22 protein-coding genes are annotated in these 21,945 nt (G+C 40.4%); 19 read left to right on the forward strand and 3 right to left on the reverse strand.

Annotated features, from left to right (window positions below; translation table 11 throughout):
- Positions 1-80: 80 nt before the first annotated feature.
- From AB3Y88_RS10725 to AB3Y88_RS10745, 5 genes are all read left to right on the forward strand, one after another.
- Positions 81-380 carry a DUF2316 family protein gene (locus tag AB3Y88_RS10725; protein ID WP_054757491.1) on the forward strand — a complete coding sequence of 100 codons (300 nt, stop codon included), beginning with the start codon at positions 81-83 and terminating at the stop codon, positions 378-380.
- A 192-nt stretch (positions 381-572) separates the two neighbouring features.
- Positions 573-1,427 (forward strand): BglG family transcription antiterminator LicT, encoded by an 855-nt coding sequence (gene licT / locus AB3Y88_RS10730; protein WP_054757493.1) that lies wholly within the window; start codon positions 573-575, stop codon positions 1,425-1,427.
- Positions 1,428-1,541: 114 nt separating this feature from the next.
- The gene (locus tag AB3Y88_RS10735) at positions 1,542-3,368 is read left to right on the forward strand and encodes a beta-glucoside-specific PTS transporter subunit IIABC (RefSeq protein WP_056961197.1); all 1,827 of its coding nucleotides are present in this window, start codon (positions 1,542-1,544) and stop codon (positions 3,366-3,368) included.
- Between the two features lie 20 nt (positions 3,369-3,388).
- A complete protein-coding gene (locus AB3Y88_RS10740) occupies positions 3,389-4,843 on the forward strand; it encodes a glycoside hydrolase family 1 protein (protein ID WP_056961196.1) in 1,455 nt (484 codons plus the stop codon).
- Positions 4,844-5,285: 442 nt separating this feature from the next.
- Positions 5,286-6,491, forward strand: a complete 1,206-nt coding sequence (locus tag AB3Y88_RS10745; protein ID WP_056961195.1) for an MFS transporter — start codon at positions 5,286-5,288, stop codon at positions 6,489-6,491.
- Between the two features lie 100 nt (positions 6,492-6,591).
- Here the strand turns inward: AB3Y88_RS10745 and AB3Y88_RS10750 are convergent, their stop codons facing one another.
- Complete coding sequence (locus AB3Y88_RS10750; protein WP_054757497.1) at positions 6,592-6,921, reverse strand: hypothetical protein; 330 nt, start codon at positions 6,919-6,921, stop codon at positions 6,592-6,594.
- Between the two features lie 110 nt (positions 6,922-7,031).
- Here AB3Y88_RS10750 and AB3Y88_RS10755 point away from each other — a divergent pair, with 110 nt between their 5' ends.
- The 4 genes from AB3Y88_RS10755 (at position 7,032) to AB3Y88_RS10770 (ending at position 10,624) form a co-directional block, all read left to right on the forward strand.
- Positions 7,032-7,673 (forward strand): histidine phosphatase family protein, encoded by a 642-nt coding sequence (locus tag AB3Y88_RS10755; RefSeq protein WP_056961194.1) that lies wholly within the window; start codon positions 7,032-7,034, stop codon positions 7,671-7,673.
- Between the two features lie 20 nt (positions 7,674-7,693).
- Complete coding sequence (locus AB3Y88_RS10760) at positions 7,694-8,701, forward strand: serine hydrolase (protein ID WP_056961193.1); 1,008 nt, start codon at positions 7,694-7,696, stop codon at positions 8,699-8,701.
- A gap of 41 nt (positions 8,702-8,742) precedes the next feature.
- Positions 8,743-9,711: a mannose-6-phosphate isomerase, class I gene (gene manA / locus AB3Y88_RS10765; protein ID WP_228889322.1), complete on the forward strand. Its 969-nt coding sequence runs from the start codon at positions 8,743-8,745 to the stop codon at positions 9,709-9,711.
- A gap of 109 nt (positions 9,712-9,820) precedes the next feature.
- Positions 9,821-10,624, forward strand: coding sequence for a Cof-type HAD-IIB family hydrolase (locus tag AB3Y88_RS10770; RefSeq protein WP_261909459.1), 804 nt, complete (start codon positions 9,821-9,823; stop codon positions 10,622-10,624).
- A gap of 456 nt (positions 10,625-11,080) precedes the next feature.
- Here the strand turns inward: AB3Y88_RS10770 and AB3Y88_RS10775 are convergent, their stop codons facing one another.
- Both AB3Y88_RS10775 and AB3Y88_RS10780 read right to left on the reverse strand, forming a co-directional pair.
- Positions 11,081-11,785 (reverse strand): type 1 glutamine amidotransferase, encoded by a 705-nt coding sequence (locus AB3Y88_RS10775; protein WP_056961191.1) that lies wholly within the window; start codon positions 11,783-11,785, stop codon positions 11,081-11,083.
- Entirely contained in the window at positions 11,785-13,134 is a 1,350-nt protein-coding gene (locus tag AB3Y88_RS10780) for a Mur ligase family protein (RefSeq protein WP_228889325.1), read from the reverse strand. The genes AB3Y88_RS10775 and AB3Y88_RS10780 overlap by 1 nt, the downstream gene beginning before the upstream one ends.
- A 215-nt stretch (positions 13,135-13,349) precedes the next feature.
- On the opposite strand from AB3Y88_RS10780, the gene AB3Y88_RS10785 reads away from it, so the two are divergent.
- From AB3Y88_RS10785 to atpA, 10 genes are all read left to right on the forward strand, one after another.
- Positions 13,350-13,934: a thymidine kinase gene (locus tag AB3Y88_RS10785; protein WP_228889351.1), complete on the forward strand. Its 585-nt coding sequence runs from the start codon at positions 13,350-13,352 to the stop codon at positions 13,932-13,934.
- Between the two features lie 65 nt (positions 13,935-13,999).
- Positions 14,000-15,082 (forward strand): peptide chain release factor 1, encoded by a 1,083-nt coding sequence (prfA, locus tag AB3Y88_RS10790; protein ID WP_054757507.1) that lies wholly within the window; start codon positions 14,000-14,002, stop codon positions 15,080-15,082.
- The gene (prmC, locus tag AB3Y88_RS10795; protein ID WP_228889329.1) at positions 15,075-15,950 is read left to right on the forward strand and encodes a peptide chain release factor N(5)-glutamine methyltransferase; all 876 of its coding nucleotides are present in this window, start codon (positions 15,075-15,077) and stop codon (positions 15,948-15,950) included. Before prfA ends, prmC begins: the two co-directional genes overlap by 8 nt.
- Positions 15,937-16,965 carry an L-threonylcarbamoyladenylate synthase gene (locus tag AB3Y88_RS10800; RefSeq protein ID WP_056961188.1) on the forward strand — a complete coding sequence of 343 codons (1,029 nt, stop codon included), beginning with the start codon at positions 15,937-15,939 and terminating at the stop codon, positions 16,963-16,965. Before prmC ends, AB3Y88_RS10800 begins: the two co-directional genes overlap by 14 nt.
- A 58-nt stretch (positions 16,966-17,023) precedes the next feature.
- Positions 17,024-17,653 carry a uracil phosphoribosyltransferase gene (gene upp, locus AB3Y88_RS10805; protein WP_056961187.1) on the forward strand — a complete coding sequence of 210 codons (630 nt, stop codon included), beginning with the start codon at positions 17,024-17,026 and terminating at the stop codon, positions 17,651-17,653.
- A 682-nt stretch (positions 17,654-18,335) separates the two neighbouring features.
- Positions 18,336-19,049: a F0F1 ATP synthase subunit A gene (atpB, locus tag AB3Y88_RS10810; protein WP_056961186.1), complete on the forward strand. Its 714-nt coding sequence runs from the start codon at positions 18,336-18,338 to the stop codon at positions 19,047-19,049.
- Between the two features lie 17 nt (positions 19,050-19,066).
- A complete protein-coding gene (atpE, locus tag AB3Y88_RS10815; RefSeq protein WP_056961185.1) occupies positions 19,067-19,288 on the forward strand; it encodes a F0F1 ATP synthase subunit C in 222 nt (73 codons plus the stop codon).
- A gap of 61 nt (positions 19,289-19,349) precedes the next feature.
- Positions 19,350-19,874 carry a F0F1 ATP synthase subunit B gene (gene atpF, locus AB3Y88_RS10820; RefSeq protein WP_056961184.1) on the forward strand — a complete coding sequence of 175 codons (525 nt, stop codon included), beginning with the start codon at positions 19,350-19,352 and terminating at the stop codon, positions 19,872-19,874.
- Entirely contained in the window at positions 19,861-20,403 is a 543-nt protein-coding gene (gene atpH, locus AB3Y88_RS10825) for an ATP synthase F1 subunit delta (RefSeq protein ID WP_056961183.1), read from the forward strand. The genes atpF and atpH overlap by 14 nt, the downstream gene beginning before the upstream one ends.
- A gap of 22 nt (positions 20,404-20,425) precedes the next feature.
- A complete protein-coding gene (gene atpA, locus AB3Y88_RS10830) occupies positions 20,426-21,937 on the forward strand; it encodes a F0F1 ATP synthase subunit alpha (RefSeq protein ID WP_056961182.1) in 1,512 nt (503 codons plus the stop codon).
- Positions 21,938-21,945: the final 8 nt, after the last annotated feature.

The raw sequence follows: 21,945 nt of genomic DNA on the forward strand, positions 1-21,945 counted from the left end.
TGCAGTTAATTCTGATTAATTGCCTTAAGTTAGTTAAAAGAGTATCATAACTGCAATCGAAGTGGAAAGGTGTGCGTGAAATGTCGTTAAATAAAAAAGAACGTGAAAGAACAATTAACGAATTGCAGAGTAATTTCAGGTTACTAGGAAAGTCTTTGGCTGAAGTTGCGATACAATTAGGAACAACCCCCCAGAGAGTTGCTGAAATCTTAAAACTTGAAAATGTTGCAATTGAAGATCCCTGGATTTTGCGGCAATATTTGAATGAACAGCTTGTGCAAATGGGGAGAAAACCGTTTCCGTATTCTAAATTAACGGGTGATTATCATGCTTATTGGTTTTTAAATTCCAGCATAATCGAACGCCAAGTGTTATCTTAATTGAAGGGCTTTCAAAAAAGCACTTGCAAAAACAATAATCAGGGTGTATGATTACTTTTGTTGAAGGATTGTTACCGCTAACATTAAAGTGGGCAAAACCTGACACACGGTTTTCGGCATGGCCAATTAAGCGGTTATCCGAAAGAAGGGTGTGCAGGTTTTTTATTTTATTAAAATACTGGAGACGAAGAGATGAAGATTAAGCAGATTTTTAACAATAACGTTCTTTTAGCTGCAGAAAAAAAGCAGGAAGTCGTTTTGTTAGGACGTGGAATCGGTTTTCAGAAAAAGCGTGGAATGGAGGTCGATCAAAGTAAAATTGAACAAGTTTTTGCACCTACAGATGATAAATGGTTTTCATTATTCCATGACTTGCTTAGTGATGTTTCTCCAGCCTATTTGGAACTTGCCGCTAAAATTGTGCAGATGGCCTCAGATGAATTAAATACAAAGTTTAATGATTATCTGCTGATCTCATTGATGGATCATATCAGTTTTGCTGTAACACGTTATCAAAATAAGCAAAAAATCCGTAATGAAATTTTGTGGGAGATTAAAAATTATTATCCGGCAGAATATCAGACCGGTGAAAAAGCACTTGAACTAATAAATGAGCAATTTGCGGTGGATTTACCGTCAGATGAAGCAGGTTTCATTGCAATGAAGTTCGTTGAGAACAGTTGGGAACATCCTGAAAGTAATGGGACCGCTAAAATGACGGCGTTGATCGGGGATATCCTGCAGATTGTGCAGTATCAACTAAAAATCACATTTAAGCTTGAATCAATTAGTTATCGTCGTTTCCTGGTTCACTTACGTTTTTTGACCGAGCGGATGTTGCAACATCGAGTGAAAACAATTGAAGAGGGTGATCGGTTTTTATTGGAACATTTAGTCCGCAAATATCCGACGTCATATGAATGCACTAAAAAGGTAGCACTTTTTATTAAAACTAAAATGAAAATTGAATTGTCTTTAAACGAACAGATTTATTTAACGATGCATATCCAAAGAATCATAGATGAACTTAATCAACAAGCTGAATAACAGTGGGATTGTAACTATTGAATTAGGCAAAACCCGGGTCAAGCTGAACCAAGGACTGCTTTGTCCTTGCTTGAGCTTGATCCGGGTTTTTATTTAAAATTAGGGGTGAATAAAATGGACTATGAAAAACTAGCAGCGGCGATCTTAAAAGACGTTGGCGGCAAAGAAAATATTAATACAGCATGGCATTGTGCGACTCGGTTGCGTTTTAAATTAAAAGATGAGCACCAAGCTGATACAGCTGCACTTGAGGAGTTAACGGGTGTAATTACCGTTGTTAAATCAGCAGGTCAATATCAGGTAGTGATTGGCAATGCAGTTGCCAATGTTTTTGAAGCTTTAGCGCGTTTAGCGGGGTTGGAGAACGAAGACCGGCAAAAAGAAGTTAAGGAAACTGATAAAAATATTGTCAATCGCTTTATCGGTTTTATCTCTGGAACTTTTACACCATTCTTAGGTGCATTGGCAGGAGCTGGGATTTTAAAAGGACTACTAGCATTATTTGTAGCACTAAAATGGTTGAATACAACTAGTGGCACCTATGAAATCTTATATGCTGCTGGAGATGGCCTCTTTAATTTCTTACCTATCTTCTTAGCTTTTACAGCAGCCAAAAGATTGAAGGTTAATCAATTTGTGGCGGTTGCACTTGCCTCAGCATTGGTCTATCCGACGCTTGTGACAATTGCCAGCAAATCACAAACAATCGCGTTTCTAGGAATTCCAGTAATTCCAACAACATATACTTCGTCAGTTATTCCAATTTTGTTGGCGGTTTGGGTATTATCTTACATTGAACCGGTGCTTGACCGAATTTTTCCAGAAGCAGTTCGAAACATTTTTACACCGCTTTTTTCATTAGCAATTATGGTACCGCTCACGATGCTGGTGGTGGGGCCCTTAGGTTCATCGATTGGCAATGTTTTGGCAACCGCAATTTCAGCAATTTACAATTTTGCTCCTCCTTTGGCGGGTGCACTGATGGGTGCCTTTTGGCAGGTCTTTGTAATTTTCGGCGTGCATTGGACCTTTGTCCCAGTGATGATGAATAATATTGCCAAAATGGGTTACGATCCGTTACTGCCGATCTTGTCCGCAGCAGTCTTGTCACAGGCCGGTGCTGCTTTAGGAATTTTCTTGAAAACTAAAGATCAAAAGCAAAAGGCATTAGCTGGCTCGGGTGTTGTCACCGGAATTTTTGGAATTACAGAACCAATTATTTATGGATTGACGCTTAAATTAAAACGTCCATTTATCTGTGCAGTAATTGCCGGTGGCGTAGGTGGTGCAATTATTGGTGGCTTTCAAGCCAAGGCCAGTTCCTTTACATTACCAAGTTTATTAGCTTTACCAACGTATATTGGCAAAGGATTCAGCGGAGTTGTCATCGGAATTGGGGTTGCATTTCTTTTGGGGGCACTTTTGACTTACTTTTTCGGATTGAGGGGAGTGTCACAGCAGGCTGAAACAAATTCGAAAGAAAGCGAACAACTCATAGCGCCTGTTGCAGGAACAATTTTACCCTTAACAAGTGTTGCAGATGAAGTTTTTGCTTCAGAAGCAATGGGAAAAGGAATTGCGATTAAACCAGATGATGGTCATGTAACTTCACCAGTTGCTGGGACCGTTAGTGCTGTCTATCCTACGGGTCATGCAATTGGATTGATTTCTGATCAAGGAGCAGAGATTTTGATTCACATTGGGATTGATACTGTTAAATTAAATGGTAAGTACTTTGAAACAAAGGTCAAAAAGGATCAGCATGTTAATCCCGGTGACGAATTAGTAACTTTTGCACCTGACAAAATCGCGGAAGCTGGATATGATAACACTGTGATGTTAATTATTACCAATAGTAAACAATATACAGTTGCGACAACTGCAGAGACTTTGGCGCAGGATAATAATTGGTTACTGAAGTTGCAGTTGGCACATAATTAAAGATAAGGAGTTGGAGTGTAATGTATAAAAAACAATTTCCACAGCAATTTCCAGATAACTTTCTATGGGGCGGCGCAACTGCCGCAAATCAAATTGAAGGAGCTTGGAATATTGATGGCAAAGGTCTAACGACAGCTGAAGTTGTTCGGAAAGCAGAAGATCGAAAAAAGATGTCAATGAATTTAGTTGACGAGGAATCCATTAAAGAAGCAATTCAGGATCAGACAACTACTAATTATCCTAAGCGGCGTGGGATTGACTTTTACCATCACTATCAAGAAGATATTCGCCTTTTTGCAGAAATGGGATTTAAGGTTTTTCGTTTCTCGATTGCTTGGGCGCGAATTTTTCCAAACGGTGATGACGCAGATCCCAACGAAAAAGGTTTAGCATTTTATGACCGCGTTTTGGATGAGCTTGAAAAATATCAGATTGAACCTTTAATTACACTTTCACATTACGAACTACCATTGGCATTAACACAAAAACAAAATGGCTGGTTGAGCCGTAAAACAATTACAGCGTTTGAAAAATATACCCGGGTAGTTTTTGAAAGGTATCGTGGGCGTGTGCGGTACTGGTTAACTTTTAATGAAATTAACACTGGTACATGGGGATTTCATGAAACAGGAGTTGTCGAAACTAATTTAAGTGCTGTAGAAAAAGAAACGGTCAGGTACCAAGCACTGCATCATCAGCTGGTTGCCAGTGCACTGGCAACCAAACAATTGCATGAAATTGATCCAAAGGCAAAGATGGGCTGTATGCTCGCGCGTATGCAAACATATCCAGCTAGCTGTCGTCCTGAAGATGTCCGGGCGGCGCAGCTTGAAGATCAAAAAAATCTGTTCTTTACTGATGTGCAGGCGCGTGGAGAATATCCTGAATTTATGAATCGTTACTTTGCTGAGCATGGAATTGAACTTCAAATGGAACAACAAGACGAAACGGTGCTTGCGGAAAATCCGGTTGATTTTGTGAGTTTCAGTTATTATATGACGACAGTTACAAGTGCGCAGCAAGGAGAAGAAGTTAATGGAAACATGGCAACTGGTGGGCGGAATCCTTATCTAGAAGAATCTGATTGGGGGTGGCAGATTGATCCAGTTGGGTTACGCATCACGCTTAATGAGATGTGGGATCGTTACCGCAAACCACTCTTTATCGTTGAAAATGGCTTAGGTGCACTTGATCAGCTGGAAGCTGGCAAGGTGCATGATGATTATCGGATTGATTACCTGCGTAAGCATATTATTCAAATGAAGGAAGCAATTAAAGATGGCGTCGAACTAATGGGCTACACGATGTGGGGACCAATTGATTTGATTAGTTTCTCTACTTCTGAGATGTCTAAACGGTATGGCTTTATCTATGTAGATCAAGATGATGATGGCAAAGGGACATTAAAGAGAATTAAAAAAGATTCATTTTACTGGTTTAAACAGGTCATTGCTACGAATGGTGCACAACTTTAAAGTTGCACAGGCGTTAAAAAAATTGTAAATATTCAGAATTTTTGAAATGGCAGGGTTGTTGGAACTTAAGACTTAACAGTTGAAAGGGGATCCTTTTTTCGATGAAAAAGTCGAATAAGCAAAATTCTTTTGAATTAATTTTTTTGAATTGCTTGGATTGTGTTTAGACCACTCATCTGTTATTTTAATAAATATAGCAAGTACCACTTACATTCTCCCTGATTGTAGGTGCTTGCCATTACAATATTTCTCATAATAAGGGTTGCAATTAGCGAATGCTTTTGGTGACCCTTTTTGTTTGTTTGATTTTTTGGCGAATGCGGAATTTTTAACATTGCTATGCAAATTTGAAATTTTTTCTAAAAACTTTAAATAGGCTAATTACCAAATTAATGGTACAATAATAATTGTTTATTTTTCTTTTGGAGGGAGTTTCAGTTGAATGTATAAAGAGGGAAATCAGGAACCAAATGTTTGGCGGCGCAGTTTCCTAACGCTCTGGTTTGGCTGCTTTATTACAGCCTTGGGTTATTCAATGACGATGCCCTTCATTTCACTTTACTTGGATACTTTAGGACATTTTAACAATTGGCAGTTGAACTTATATTCAGGTGTAGCTTTTTCAATTACGTATCTTTCACAGGCAATTGTTTCGCCTTTTTGGGGGAGTTTAGCTGACAGAAAAGGAAGAAAATTGATGTGTTTGCGTGCATCAGGTGTTATGGCATGTACTATTTTTCTAATTGGAACTGCCCATAGTGTGTGGATGGTCATTTTACTGCGGCTCTTGCAAGGGGCATTTTCTGGTTACATTAATAACGCTACAGCGTTGATGGCGGCTGAGACAACTCACGAAAAAAGTGGACAGGTCATGGGTAATTTGATGACAGCAAATGTTTCAGGGACACTGTTAGGACCTCTTTTTGGAGGGCTAATTGCTGGCTTTGTTGGCTATCGTGGGACTTTCTTTATCACAGGAATCTTGATGGCCGTGGTTTTTGGGTTGACTTTCCTGTATACCAAGGAACACTTTAAACCAATTCCGGCTAAGAAGATGAAATCGATGGCGGTGATTTTTAAGGGGCTAGCAAATCGACGCTTGATTATTACGATGTTTCTAACGACTTTACTGGTACAATCTTCACTGATGTCGATCGCCCCAATTATTAGTTTGTTTGTCCGCGAACTGATGCATAATCAGGGAAATGTTTCGCTAATAAGTGGGGTGGTTGCTGCAATGCCAGGTTTTGGCACGCTCTTAGTTGCATCTAAAGTGGGACATCTGATGGATCGTAGCAAACCAGAGAAAGTCCTAATCTTTGGCTTATTGATTACAATTTTAGTTTTTGTGCCAATGTTCTTTGTAACCACTCCTTGGCAATTGGGCGGCTTGCGTTTTATTCTTGGACTTTCAAGCGCGGCCTTGTTACCGGCAGTTCAAACTATTTTGACAATTGATGTACCGGCTGAAGCTTTTGGCAGGGTTTTTAGCTATAATCAATCGTTTCAAGCAACTGGCGGGGTTGTAGGTCCACTGCTGGGATCGTTAGTCTCAAGCCTCTTTGATTATCAAAGTGTCTTCTTGGTAACTTCATTGTTAATTCTATTGAATTTGGTGGTTGTTTACCGCGTAGTGCAACATAGTTGATTGAACAGACTGTAGTACTAAAGGTTTCATTGGCAAAAAAATTGAATAATAAAACAGCCTGTGGTGTCTGGTTTTACCAGTTGTTACCGGCTGTTATTTTTTATTCAAAAGAAAGTTCAATAAAATAGCGATCTTTTTGTGACAGGTAGGCAGTTGTTACCCAAGTTTCAAGGAAGCCCTTTTTAGGCAGCTGCATTTTTTGCATGTAAAAGTCGAGCAATGCGCCATGTTGCGCTACAAAATCGTCGCTTAAGCGATTGACCATTAAACGATCTTGTGGGAAATAAAGATCTGCATCTGCGACAGGAGCATCTGCGCTGACACTTAGTCTGACCACATTGTTGTAGCCGGTTTTTAAGATTCGAAATTTATCAGGGTGTCGTTTTAAAAATGACAACAGATGGAAAATAGAATCAGAGTTGCTTGCCACAATTATCATTCCTTTAATGTTTAGCTCAATTGTAGCAGTAATTTTGGTATAATTGAACTGTTCCTGTAAGATCTTGAAATTTTTTTAGTTGGAGATGGGAGGTGATCACAGTGGTAGTTCATTTTTATTTGGTTCGGCATGGTCAAACAAGATTAAATAGAATGCACAGGCTTCAAGGAATTACAGATTCTCCGTTGACTAAAAAGGGGGCTGCAAGAGCTTATAAGTTAGGAAAGCGGTTGAATCAAGTTGAATTTCGAGCAGTCTATGCCAGTGACTTAAAAAGAACTCAGGCAACTGCTGAGATCATCATTGCGGAGAATCAAGGACCGCGGCCTGCGATTCACTGTGATCCAGGTCTTAGAGAATTGAGCTTTGGTTCTTATGAAGAAATGAAAAATCGGCGAATGATTCCGGCAGTTTTAAGTAAAGTTAAACCTGGCCAAATCTTTTCAATTGTGCGGGGACCAAAGCGAGTTTCACGCGTTGTTGATCTTTTTAAAAGTGCCAATCATGGTTTCAAAGTTGAAAATGCACAAGAATTAAATCAGCGGATTACTAGAACATTAATGCAACTGGGGAAAAAATATGAAGCTCAAGGCGGCAATATTTTAATTGTGTCACACGCACTTATCTTGTCAGTTTTTATCGAAAACCTTAGTGGCAATCTTCCATTTCTCCTGTTGCAAAATACGCATCTTAGCAGAGTGGATTATGAAAACGGAAAGTTTAAAATTATTGAAATAGAATAAAAACGAATGAAGTGAAAAAATTGTTTAATCAGAAAACAACTGCACTTTTACACCAACTTGCTGCTAGCGGGATTGTGCCTGGTGTCTCTTATGCAATGCTACATCAGGGGCAACTGCAAGCAGAAGTTTTTGGAAATAAGGAAATCGAACCAGTCGTTAAACCGCTCACTGCAGGTTTAAAATATGATGTGGCTTCATTGACTAAAGTGGTTGGGACCACCACGGTACTTTTGCAATTAGTGCAGGCGCAACAGATTAATTGGGATGATCCGGTTCAAAAATATTTACCGCGCTTTTTTGATACCCGTGTTACGCTGCGTCATTTATTGACACATACTGCTGCTATTACTGGATACATTCCCAGACGCAATGAGCTGAGCGCCCCGCAATTGCTGGAGGCCTTTTATCATCTTCAGATTGGAGAATGGTTTGGTAAAAAAGTAGTATATACAGATATTGGCTTAATTTTTTTGGGTCTCATCATTGAGCATTTGTATCAGCAGCCTGTTCAAAAAGTAATCACCGAAAAGGTGCTGCAGCCTTTGGGGTTGAATGAAAGTACCTTTCAGCCGCAGGCAACAGAATGTGTTCCGACTGAGATTAAACCTGGGAGGGGACTCATCTGTGGGGTGGTACATGATCCTAAGGCATTTATTTTAGGGCAGCAGTGTGCTTCGGCGGGACTTTTCACAACGCTCCATGATTTAGTTAAATTTTCACAGTGGATGCTAGCTAAGGAACAGCCGCATCCGTTAGTTTCTGCAAAACTGATTGATCAGCTTTTTTTTGATCAGACTCCGACCCATACTTTAGGGAGGTCCTTTGGGTGGGACTTGCGCTATGATCCCCAAGGAAATGCGTGCCTTTACCACACTGGATATACCGGGACTTTTATGTTACTTGATAAAAAAGGGCAAAATGCACTGATTGTTTTAACAAACCGAGTGCATCCGCACACACCTAATGACGAGTTTTTGCGGAAGCGAGATGAGATTGTCGCTGCATATTTAAGTGAAAAGGGCTTATAATATCAAATGTAAATGATTGAGACATGAAGGGAGTAATTTCAATGTTAATGGAACCGCTTTTTTTAAAGCCTGTTTTTCAGGAAAAAATTTGGGGTGGTGACCGGCTTCAAACAGAATTCGGATATCAGATTCCAAGTAAGCATACGGGTGAATGCTGGGCAATTTCGGCACATCCGCACGGGCCGGTAACGGTTGAAAATGGAGTTTATCAAGGAAAAAAATTAAATGAACTCTGGGATGAGCACCGTGAGTTATTTGGCAATGCCCCAGGCGATGTTTTCCCACTTTTAACAAAAATTCTTGATGCACGAACAGCTCTTTCTGTTCAAGTGCATCCTGATGATCAATATGCTATGGAACATGAACACGAGCTTGGTAAAACAGAATGTTGGTATGTAATTGCGGCCGCTGCGGATGCGGAAATGATCTATGGGCATCATGCCAAAACACGGGCGCAGCTTGCAGAAATGATTACTAAGGGTCAATGGGATCACCTTTTACGGCGAATTCCTGTTAAACCTGGTGATTTTTTATATGTCCCAAGTGGTACAATTCATGCGATCGGCAAGGGTGTAATGGTTCTTGAAACACAACAAAGTAGTGATACGACCTATCGTGTTTACGACTTTGATCGCGTTGATAAAAAGACGGGTAAAAAGCGGGCGCTCCATCTTCAGCAATCAATTGCAGTTACTAATGTCCCGCATAGTGATCCTAAATTAAAAATTACTACAACTCAAAATGAAGATGCACAAGTCACGACCTTCATTAAAACTGACTTTTTTAGTGTTTATCGTTGGAAACTTACGCAAGGAGCAGCAACCTTTAAACGAACCACAGCGCCATATACACTAATATCTGTACTTTCAGGAATTGGCGAGTTGCAGCTGGCAGGGGAAAAATACCCGTTACATAAGGGGCAGCATTTAATTTTGCCGTTTGCTGTAAAAGAGTGGCAATTAAGTGGAACCCTTGAAATTATTGCTTCAGAGCCCGGAGAAAAAGCGTAACTTAGGCTAGTTTGTGTATTTTTAAATTATTAAAGTGTAAGCCTTACCAAAAAATTACTTGTGGTTAAGTACAAAAATTGGGAGAATACAGTAATTGGAGGAGTTGAGAATTTTGGCGAAAGTTAAATTGATTGCAACTGATATGGATGGAACCTTCTTAAATAAAATGATGGATTACGATCGGCAACGCTTTGAAAATCTTTATGCACAATTGAATTTACAGAATATTAAGTTTGTAATTGCAAGCGGAAATCAATATTATCAGTTACACTCTTTTTTTGCTGACCACCCAGAATTGGTCTGCATTGCAGAAAATGGTGCTTATATCAGAAATCAAGCGGAAGTTTTTCAAGCAACCAGTTTTTCAAATTATAGTAAAAATGAAATACTTGCGCGTTTGACTGGAATTGAGGATATTCAGGTACTGCTGAGTGGAATGAGAAGTGCGTACTACCTGACAAGTGCAGCGCCAACTTTTGTTAAGCTTTCACACCAATATTATCCGCGGTTAGTAGCTGTAGACAATTTCGAGTCAGTTAGCGATCAAATTATGAAATTTTCGCTAAACTGTCCTCCGGCGGAAACTGAGCAGCTTGTGGAACAATTACGTGAACGTTTGCACGGAATTGCAGAACCGACTTCCAGTGGTCATGGTGGGATTGATATTATCCAACCAGGAATGAATAAGGCAGCAGGATTGCAGCACTTGGGCAAGCAGTGGGGAATCTCGCTTGCTGAGATGTGTGCTTTTGGTGATGGAGGGAATGACTTGGAGATGTTGTCTGCGGTTGGTGAAGGAGTTGCCATGGCGAATGCTGCGCCTGTGGTTAAACAAACTGCACCTTGTCAAACGGTTTCTAATGAGGAGCAGGGTGTTTTGAGTTATATTGAGCAGATTTTGCGGAGAAGATAATGCGCAGTTTTTAACGCTTGAATGGTTGCTGGAAGAACACGTTAAAGCAGAAGTGTTGAATTGCAGCGGTTAACCACGGTGGTCTAAGCAAAGGATTACGCTGTAACGCGGGATTGGTTACGCGTAATACGAGGTTAGCCAACAAGTGGTTGCTGAAAAAACACGTTAATGTAAAAAAGAGAGCGTGACATAAGTCGGGAAAATTTGAGTGCTAACTCGAAATTATGAACATAGCGAGCACTTTGCTATGAGTAATTCGAAGTTAGACGGAGAATTTTGACTTATGGAACACGTTTATATGGAATAAAAGAGGGGCTGTGACAAAATTTAGCTTTTGTCACAGCCCCTTTATACAGTAACTTAATGTACCTCAGCAAGAACCTTTTGAAAGAGCACTTGCCTCGTAATTTTTTAAGTGGTATTAAGATCACCACTTAATATTAGCAAGTTGATAAATTAGTAGGTAGGCTTAATTTGTAAGTGTTCTTGTTGTGAAAAATCAGTCGTTGGATACTTGCGTTTAAGGGCCAATAAAAGCAGTCGTTTAGCGAGTTCCCCATTACGCGCAAGGATTGGGCCATGGAAGTATGAGCAAAAGACGTTTTTATAGATAGCACCTTCTGTTTTGTCTTTGCCGTTATTGCCATGACCACTGAGCACATCACCCAGCGGACGTTCGTTTTGACCAAGGAAGGTAATTCCGTTGTGATTTTCAAAACCGTGATACTTTTGTCCAGTTTCTTTGTTTTTAATCACAATGTCACCAATAAAACGATGATTATCTTGACTTTCAGTGTAGTGGGGCAAAGCACCAATTCCATTAATCCGTTCACCTTGTGCACCAATATAATATTTTCCAAGCAGCTGATAACCACCGCAAATGGCGAGTACCGGTCCGTCTGTTTCAATAAAAGTACTTAAGGCTGCTTTTTTTTCTTGGATATCACGTGAAACGATCATCTGTTCATAATCTTGACCGCCACCGAAGAAGGCAAGATCAAATTTTTGCGGATCGAATGGTTGACCAATACTGACAATTTCAGTGTTAAGGGTGACATCCATCTTTTTGGCATAGTATTCAAGAACTAAAAGATTACCGATATCACCATATGTGTTTAACAAATCCCCATACAGGTGTGCTACATTCAGTGTATATTTCATTAAGCCATCCCCTCCTTAATGTAGCCTTGACTGGCAAGCAGTTTACGCAGTTGCAGTACAGCTGTATAGGTTGCCAGAATATAGACGCGTCGAGTCGGCATTTGTTTGACAGCTGTGAGGACTGCTTCCAAGTTTTCACGTTTAGTGAACGTATTTGCTGGAACACCGGCTACCTGAAGCCTAAATGCAATATCACGGTAGCGTTCCCCACCTGCAAGTACGGCGGGAATGCGTGCAAAGGGCAGATTTTCAAAACGACCGTCCCAGATCCAACTGGTATCAATGCCATCTGCATAGTTGGCATTCAATAGCACAGCTAAAGAAAATTCCTGTGGATCAGTTTTAATCATCTCTAAGACTTGGTCAAGACCAACAGGGTTCTTAACGAGAATTAAGGTAACTTCCTTATCATCAACTTTAATGACTTCTTGGCGGCCAAAGATTTTCTCATCTTTGTCGCCGAGCGCTGTTGCAATCTTGGCAGGAGATACTTGGAAAAAGCGCCCGATACTATAAGCTGCGAGTGCATTGTAAATATTGTATGTGCCTCCGATGTGGAGCGCCATGGGCTGGTCATTAATTTCAAATGTGGAACTTTGTGGAGTTTGGGCAATTAATTTTGTGACCGCATAGGCCAATTCAGGGCGCTTAAAGTCACAATTAGGGCAATAATATTTGCCTAAGTTGCTATAGGTTAGCTGTTTATAGCGCAAAATGTGCTGACACTGTGGACATAAAAGACCGTCAGTATTGGGCAAAGCCTGTTGTTCTTTATCTTTTACCGCATCAAAGCCGTAGTAGATGATTGGATTAGGAAGTTTTACGCTATTAAAAATAGGGGCATCTCCATTAGCAATTACAGTTGCCTGGGGAGCCAGTTTTATCCCTGCAAGTATTTTCTTGTAGGTCGTATAAATCTCACCATAACGGTCCATTTGATCGCGAAAAATATTTGTCAGTACAAAAAGTTTGGGGTGAACATAGCGTGTAACAAGTGCTACATTTGCCTCATCAGTTTCAAGCACAGCAAGTTGTTTACCCGACTTAGTTTTTTGTGCCGTCAAAAAAGCAGTTACGATCCCCTGTTTCATGTTTGAACCGCTTGGATTGGTTAAAACGTGCTGGTAGGTTGTCCGCAGTACTTTCACAGTCAAAGCCGTAGTTAGCGTCTTACCATTTGTTCCGGTAATGATTGCTACCTCATAATGTTGGGCTAAGGTTTGCAACACATCGGGATCAAGTGCTAAGGTTATTTTACCGGGTAAGGCGGTGCCGCCGTGTCGGAAATTGTGTAAGAACCAGTAAGAAAAACGACCAGCAGCAATGGCTGTTGAGCTTTTGAGCGACATGTATAATTCCTCCATTGTGTAACATAATTATGACTTCAATTAATAATAACATTCTGTATGATAGCACAAAAATAAAAAGAAACGGGTAATTTGACTTTATTTTAGTTAAATTACATTTTTTGAGACACTAACAGCGTGAATTGAACTTGCTTAGTGAAATTTGCTGTAAAATCATATATACTAAATAGGAAAGTCTAAATTTGGGGTTGGTTTTTTTGGCGCAGTTATTTTTCCGATACGGTGCAATGAATAGCGGAAAAAGCATTGAAATTTTAAAAGTTGCACATAATTATGAAGAACAGCATAAAACAGTTGTAATCATGACTAGTGCAGTAGATGACCGTGAACAGGTCGGTTGGATTACTAGCAGAATTGGGTTGAAACGCAAGGCTTTGCCCATCTATGCTGAAACGGACCTACACAAGGTAGTTAGCAGAATTGATCATAAAATTGCATGTGTTTTAATTGATGAAGCTCAGTTTCTGTTAAAACATCATATTTTGGAATTGGCGCGCATTGTAGATGAATTACGGATTCCAGTAATGACATTTGGGCTTAAAAATGATTTTCGAAATGAATTATTTGAAGGGTCAAAGTATTTGTTGTTATATGCGGATAAGATTGAAGAAATGAAGACGATCTGTTGGTTCTGTAATAAAAAAGCGATTATGAATTTACGGGTCAATAATGGTAAACCAATTTATAGTGGGGAACAGATTCTGATCGGAGGAAACGAATCTTACTATCCCGTTTGTCGGCGTCACTACCTTACACCACCCCTGGGTTCTTTAAAAAGTTAGTTTATGTAAGTTGTTTTGCGCACTATATATATAGAAGAAAAGTTTTTGATGGAGGAAACTTTATAATGAAAGATTTATTTGACAGACTGCAGACACTTGAAGATCGCTATGAAGAATTAGGCGAATTATTGTCTGATCCGGAAGTAATTTCCGACACACAGCGCTTTACCAAGCTGTCAAAAGAAATGGCAGATTTACGTGAAACAGTTGAGAAGTACAATGAATATAAAAAGGTAAATCAAACTATTTCTGATGACGAGGAAATGCTTGGTGAAAAACTAGACGATGAGATGGCTGCAATGGTTAAGGATGAATTAACCATTGCAAAAAATAAACGTGAAAAATTGGAAGATGAGATCAAAATCTTACTGCTACCGAAGGATCCTAACGATGATAAAAATATCATTATGGAAATTCGCGGAGCTGCTGGTGGAGACGAAGCTAGTCTCTTTGCGGCTGATTTATTTAACATGTATGCAAAGTATGCTGAAAAACAGAACTGGACAATTGAGGTGCTGGATAAGAACGTTACCGAAGTTGGTGGTTTCAAAGAAATTGCATTGCTGATTAATGGACAAAGCGTTTATTCGAAGCTGAAGTATGAAAGCGGCGCGCATCGGGTACAGCGAGTGCCGGTCACAGAGTCGGCTGGTCGCGTGCACACCTCAACGGCAACTGTGGTAGTCATGCCGGAAGAAGAAGATGTTGAAATTGAACTTGATCCTAAAGATATTAGAGTCGATGTGTACCGTTCATCTGGTGCCGGTGGGCAGCATATTAACAAGACCTCATCAGCTGTTAGGATGACCCATTTGCCGACGGGAATTGTTGTTGCAATGCAGGATCAGCGTTCACAACAGCAAAACCGTGAAAAAGCAATGAAGATTTTAAAGGCCCGTGTGTATGATTACTATTCATCAAAAGAGCAGCATGAATATGATCAAAACCGTAAATCAGCGGTCGGAACGGGTGATCGCTCAGAACGGATCAGGACTTACAATTATCCTCAAAACAGGGTGACTGATCACCGAATTGGATTGACGTTGAATAAGTTGGATCGCATTATGAACGGTGAGCTTGAAGACGTGATTGATGCGTTGGTTCTGTATGACCAGACTAAAGCGTTGGAGAATTTGCAAAATGAGTAATTTGACTTTTTTTGAGGCTCAGAAATGGGCTTTTTCTTTTGTAGAGAAACATGACGGTGAGCGCAGTGCAATTGAACTTCTACTTAAGGGGTTGCGCGGCTGGTCTTCTGTTGAACTTCTTTGTCATTATAGTGAACAATTAACCCCTGCAGAGCTTGTTCAATTTAAAAAATGGGTTAAATGTTATAATGACGGTTGGCCTGTGCAATATTTGTTAGGTAAGGCGTCTTTCTTTGGACATGAATTTAAAGTTAATGAAAATACATTGATTCCACGTCCTGAAACGGCTGAATTAGTTGAATGGGTTTTAGCAGATTATCCTGCGCAGATTCAGCAGTTGCGCGTGGCGGATATTGGAACAGGGACGGGCGCAATTGGAATTTCACTGCAAAAGGAGCGACCTGCTTGGGAGGTTACATTGACAGATATTTCTCCAGCAGCGCTTCAAGTTGCCCAAGTAAATGCAGCTAGGCTAAAGGCACATGTCAGGCTTTTAGAGGGAGATCTTTTTGCCCCTTTGACAGGTCAGTATCAGGTGATTGTTTCAAATCCACCCTATATTGCAGTAAATGAGCAGCGCTTTATGGACAAATCTGTGTTGGAGCATGAACCGAATGCAGCCTTGTTTGCAAGTGAAAATGGTTTGCATTTCTACCACAGAATAGCTGCAGAGATTAAGCCATTTATATCAGCTGAGACATGTTTATACCTTGAAATTGGCTTCCAGCAAGGAATGGCTGTCAAAAAAATTTTTGATGAACGCTTCCCAACAGCTAGTGTGACTGTCAAAAGAGACCTTGCGGGAAATGAACGTATGGTCAAGGTAGAATTTAACATAAGAAGGGATGAAAGTAATGCTGATTACTAAAATTTATCAACCGGATGAAGTTGCAAAAGCTGCAGCAGAGCTCAGAAAGGGAGAGTTAATTGCGTTTCCAACTGAAACAGTTTATGGACTAGGTGCGGATGCAACTAATGAGCAAGCTGTTAAGCGAGTTTATCTGGCTAAAGGACGACCAACTGATAACCCATTGATTGTGACCGTGTCATCGATTGCAATGATGAAGAACTACGTTGTTGAGTTGAGTGAACCAGCCAAGCGCTTATTAGCTAAATATTGGCCAGGACCGTTGACCTTAATTTTTAAAATCAAACCAGGATCACTTTCAAAAGCAGTCACAGGGGGGCTGACCACGGCCGCTTTCAGAATGCCGGCAAACGAAGTGACACGGAAACTGATTTCTGCGGCGGGCGTGCCGCTGGTAGGCCCATCTGCTAATTCATCGGGAAAGCCGAGCCCCACGACCGCACAGCATGTCTACCATGACCTAGAGGGCAGCATTGCCGGGATTGTGGATGATGGACCAACCCAGGTCGGTGTTGAATCGACAATTATTGATATGTCAGCTGCGATACCCGCAATTTTACGGCCAGGTGCAATCACTGCTGAGGAATTAACAACGTTTCTTGGTCAGGAAGTGATGACTGATCGGCATCATGTTGGCCAAACAGAAGTTCCTAAGGCACCCGGAATGAAGTATAAGCACTATGCTCCAGATGCACAGGTTTTAATAGTAGCAAACGAGCAGTGGCAACAAGCTTTACGCTGGGCAAGTAGGCAAACTGAAAAAGTCGGTGTGATGGCACCAGCAACAATTTTGCAGGCAGACTTGCCAGCCAATTGTCAGGGCTTTAACCTTGGACCGGATGTTGAAAGTGCCAGTCGTCGGCTTTTTGCGGGACTCCGTTATTTTGACAGTGATTTCAAAGTAAATTGGATCTTAGCAGCTGGTTTTCCTGAAGAAGGGTTAGGGACAGCTTATATGAATCGACTTAGGAAATCGGCCGGTGATCAATTTTTTACTACTGAATCAACTGATTAAGCTAGCCAAAAGCAAGATTATCCGCTAGAATATATTGGGACTATAAAGGAGTGGCGAAATGGGAAAATTTGAAGTATTGGATCATCCCTTGATCCAACATAAATTGACGATTATTCGGAATAAGAATTGTGGGACACGTGAATTCAGGGAGGTTGTCAATGAAATTGCTGAATTGATGGCTTATGAGGTGTCACGTGACATGCCTTTGGAAGACTACGAGGTTGAAACACCAATTACTAAAACAACTAAAAAACATTTAGCCGGTAAAAAAGTGGTAATTGTTCCAATTCTGCGGGCTGGTTTAGGAATGGTGGATGGCATCTTGGAGCTGATTCCGGCGGCTAAAGTCGGACACGTAGGGATGTATCGCGATGAAAAGACTTTAAAACCAGTTGAGTATTTTGTTAAAATGCCTGACAGTTTATCGAGCCGCGAGATCTTTGTCGTGGATCCGATGTTAGCAACTGGTGGTTCCGCAATCATGGCAGTTGATGCATTGAAGAAAAGAGGAGCAGTGACTATCAAATTTGTCTGTTTGGTAGCTGCTCCAGAAGGGGTCAAAGCATTCCGCCAAGCACATCCGGATGTTGATATTTTTGCAGCCGCTTTGGATGACCATTTAAACGAAAATGGTTATATCGTTCCTGGCTTGGGCGATGCAGGTGACCGTTTGTTTGGTACTAAATAAGAAGTAGTAATAATGAGCAAGCAACAGATAAAAGTGTGAAAAACAAAAAGGTGCTCCGTTCGCCTAAATTTAAGAGGGGGCTGTGACAAAAGTTAAATTTTGTCATAGCCCCTCTTTTATTGGCTATAACTAAAGAGGATAAACGTATTCCATAAGTCAAAATTCTCCGTCTAACCTCGAATTACTCATAGCAAAGTACTCGCTATGTTCGTAGTTTCGAGTTAGCACTCAAATTTTCTCGACTTATGTCACACTCTCTTCTATATTTTATTGCGGATAAACGGTTACTATCAGGCAAGAGTCGATGACCAATTTAGAGCACGCGGTCTTAGCATACCTGCAACGAGCGTCAAAAAATCAAAAAGTTTGCTAATGGACATGCTGGGTGAATTTAACGGTAAGAAGTAATACTGATCCTTGAAATCTTTTGAAAAATTTTGCGCAATTGCGCACAAGCACTTAAAAATACGTACCTTTTCAATTTCTTTTTATTTTGTTAATTTTTTAAAAAACCGCTTGTGGCAATATAGATAGCGCTTTAATCGTAATTTTTAAGATTTTGTGTTTTTTGTAGATTGGTGGTATGATCTTTTGTGTACTCAAAGGCGCGTCCTTTGGGGGTTTTGCAACACTTTTTACAAAATTGATGGGTCATGCGTCAGAAGAAAAGAGGTGAGACTTGGTGAATGAAGGAGCATCTGTTCAAGAATTTTTTGGAATTCCTTTCAATATTAGCAATGATTTACCGGGGCTAGTAGCAGCAATGATTGTTTTCTTTACGATGCTTTGGCTATCAAGAAGAATTCAACTCAAACCTTCTGGCAGGCAGAACTTTATTGAGTGGATAATTGATTTTACAAACGGTATTATTAAGAGTACAATGCCGGGCAAAGAAGGCAGCAAATTTGGGCTTCTAATCTTCACGTTGTTTTCATTTATATTTGTGTCGAACCAACTTGGTTTGATGTTTCAGGTAGATGTAAACGACGTTGGATATATTCAAAGTCCGACAGCAAATGCAATGACAACAATGACGCTTGCTTTTATCGTTTTGTTGACAGCACATTTCTTGGGTGTCAAAAAATTCGGATTCAAAGGTTACTTTAAGAACACGTATCTGAGCCCGCTTCCCTTTCTACTTCCGCTAAGCGTACTTGAAGAATTTACAAACTTTCTAACGCTGGCTCTTCGTTTATACGGTAATATCTATTCTGGTGAAGTTTTGCTGAAACTGATTTATCAGTTTGGTAAGTCATTTGGAATTGCGTCATTTATTCCTGCTGTTCCACTTGAAATTATTTGGCAAGGCTTTTCCGTTTTCATTGGGAGTATCCAAGCCTATGTTTTTGTTACATTGACAATGGTTTATATTTCTCAAAAGGTTGAAAAAGAGTAAACAAGGAGGATTTTATTATGAGTTCATTAGCTTTAATTGGTGCAGGCCTTGCAGCTGCTGGTGCTGCGATTGGTGCAGCTATTGGTAACGGTCTTGTTATTTCTAAAATGCTTGAGGGGATGGCACGTCAGCCAGAACTTGAAGGTAAACTGCGGACAAATATGTTCATCGGTGTTGGTTTAGTTGAAGCTGTTCCAATCATCGCAATCGTGATTTCATTCCTGTTGTTGGCAAAATAGGCGATCTTTTATTTTGGACAATTCGGTTTCCGAAGCAATATAAAAGAGGAGGTGTCACTAAATGGGCTTAACATTTGTGTTAGGTGCTGCTACAGGTGTTGAATGGGGCGATATGCTTTTCTATGCGGTACTCTTTGTAGTATTGCTGGCTTTAATTAAGCATTATGCATGGGGTCCCGTGACCGATATGATGGAAAAACGGGCTACCAAAATTGCAAACGATCTTGATTCTGCAGAAGAAGCACGTAAAAATGCGGAACAAGTTGAAGAACAACGTGTTTCAGCTTTGAAAGATTCTCATGCAGAAGCATCTCAAATAATTGAGCGTGCACGCAAAAATGGTGAGCAACAAAAAACCACAATTGTCGCGGATGCGCATGGTGAAGCTCAAGCTTTGAAAGATACTGCAAAGCAAGACATTGAACGCGAGCGTCAAGATGCACTTGAAGGTGTGAAAAATGATGTGGCGGAGTTGTCACTTGAAATTGCTTCAAAGGTTATTTCTAAGAATTTACAAATGAATGACCAAAAAGCCTTGATTGATTCATATATTGAAGGGTTGGGGAAGCAAAATGAAGTTAAGTAAAACAATGGTTGCGCATCGTTATGGTAACGCCCTGTTTGCTCTTGCAAAAGAAAAAAATGTTCGGGAAGAATTGCTTGCTGAGTTGCTGGAGATGAAAAAAGCGTTGGCGGAAGAACCACAGTTAATGGTTTTTCTTACCAGTAAGCAAATTGAACCCGGGGTGCGGCGTGAAGTTATCGAAAAATTAGCTGCGTCTTCTTCTGAACTTGCAGCTAATCTTTTGAGAATGTTGTTTGACTATGGGCGCATTGCTGATTTGGATGTTATTATCACTGAATATGTACGTCTAAATGACAGTTTTGAGAACACAGTGCGTGCAACAGTTACAACTGCAATTCCTTTAGCAGAGGAGCAAAAGGACAGATTAACATCCGCGTTTGCAAAGATTGTCGGAGCAAACAAAATTATTCTTGATGAACGAGTTGATCCTAGTGTGATTGGTGGAGCTATTTTAAGATCAAATGATTATGTTTATGATGGTTCACTAAAACTAAAAATCGCTCGTATCAGAAGGATGCTATTGAAATGATTAATAAAGAGGTGAAACTTCTATGAGCATTAAGGCTGAGGAAATCAGTGCTCTGATTAAGCAACAATTAGCAAACTATCAAGATGAGCTCAGAGTTGATGAAGTCGGGACAGTTACATATGTCGGTGATGGGATCGCTCGTGCAACTGGTCTGGATAATGCCTTAGCAGGAGAGTTGTTAGAATTTGATGATGGTACTTATGGTATGGCTCAAAACTTGGAGTCAAATGATGTTGGTATTGTTATTTTAGGTTCTTTCAAGGGAATCCGTGAAGGTGATAGTGTAAAACGCACCGGTCGTATTATGGAAGTTCCAGTAGGCGAACAAATGATTGGCCGTGTTGTTAATCCTTTAGGACAGGCCATTGATGGTCTGGGTGAAATAAAAGTTGAGCGGACTCGTCCAATTGAAAAAAAGGCACCAGGTGTTATGCAACGCCAATCAGTTAATGAACCACTTCAAACTGGTATTAAGGCGATTGATGCGTTAGTTCCAATTGGTCGTGGTCAGCGTGAATTAGTAATTGGGGACCGTAAAACAGGTAAAACTTCAATTGCGATTGACACAATTATTAACCAGAAGGATCAAAACATGATTTGTATCTATGTTGCGATCGGACAAAAAGAATCGACTGTTAGAAGTCAGGTTGAAACGCTACGCAGTTTTGGCGCGATGGAATATACAATTGTAGTTGCAGCGGGTCCTTCTTCTCCAGCACCGTTATTATGGCTTGCACCATATGCGGGAGCTGCCATGGGTGAAGAGTTCATGTATAATGGTAAACACGTTTTAATTGTATATGATGATCTTTCAAAACAAGCCGATGCATACCGTGAGCTGTCCTTGATTTTGAGACGTCCGCCTGGTCGTGAAGCTTATCCTGGTGATGTTTTCTATCTGCATTCTAGGTTGCTGGAACGTGCGGCTAAGTTGAGCGATAAATTAGGCGGCGGTTCAATGACTGCATTGCCATTTATTGAAACCAAAGCTGGGGATGTTTCTGCATATATTCCGACAAACGTGATTTCAATCACAGATGGTCAGATTTTCTTAGATAGTAATAACTTCTATTCTGGAATTCGGCCTGCGATTGATGCCGGAACTTCTGTTTCACGTGTTGGTGGTTCTGCTCAGATTAAAGCGATGAAGAAGGTTTCAGGAACTTTGCGGCTGGATCTTGCTTCTTATCGTGAACTGGAATCTTTTGCTCAATTTGGTTCTGACTTGGATGAAGCAACCCAAGCTAAACTTGCTCGTGGTCGGCGGACAGTTGAAGTCTTGAAACAGCCACTGCATAAACCACTCGTTGTTGATAAACAAGTTTTGATTTTATATGCTTTAACACATGGCTTTTTAGATGCAGTTCCAGTAGATGATATTACACGCTTTCAAAATGAGTTATTTGATTTCTTTGACAGCAATCATAAGGATTTGCTTGATGGAATCAAGAAAACGGGTAACTTACCTGAAACAGAAAAACTTGATGCTGCTATCAAAGATTTTGCTGCCGGCTTTCAGTCTACAGCTAAATAGGAAGGTTG

The organism is Liquorilactobacillus satsumensis, assembly GCF_964065465.1.
In the GTDB taxonomy this organism is placed as follows: domain Bacteria; phylum Bacillota; class Bacilli; order Lactobacillales; family Lactobacillaceae; genus Liquorilactobacillus; species Liquorilactobacillus satsumensis.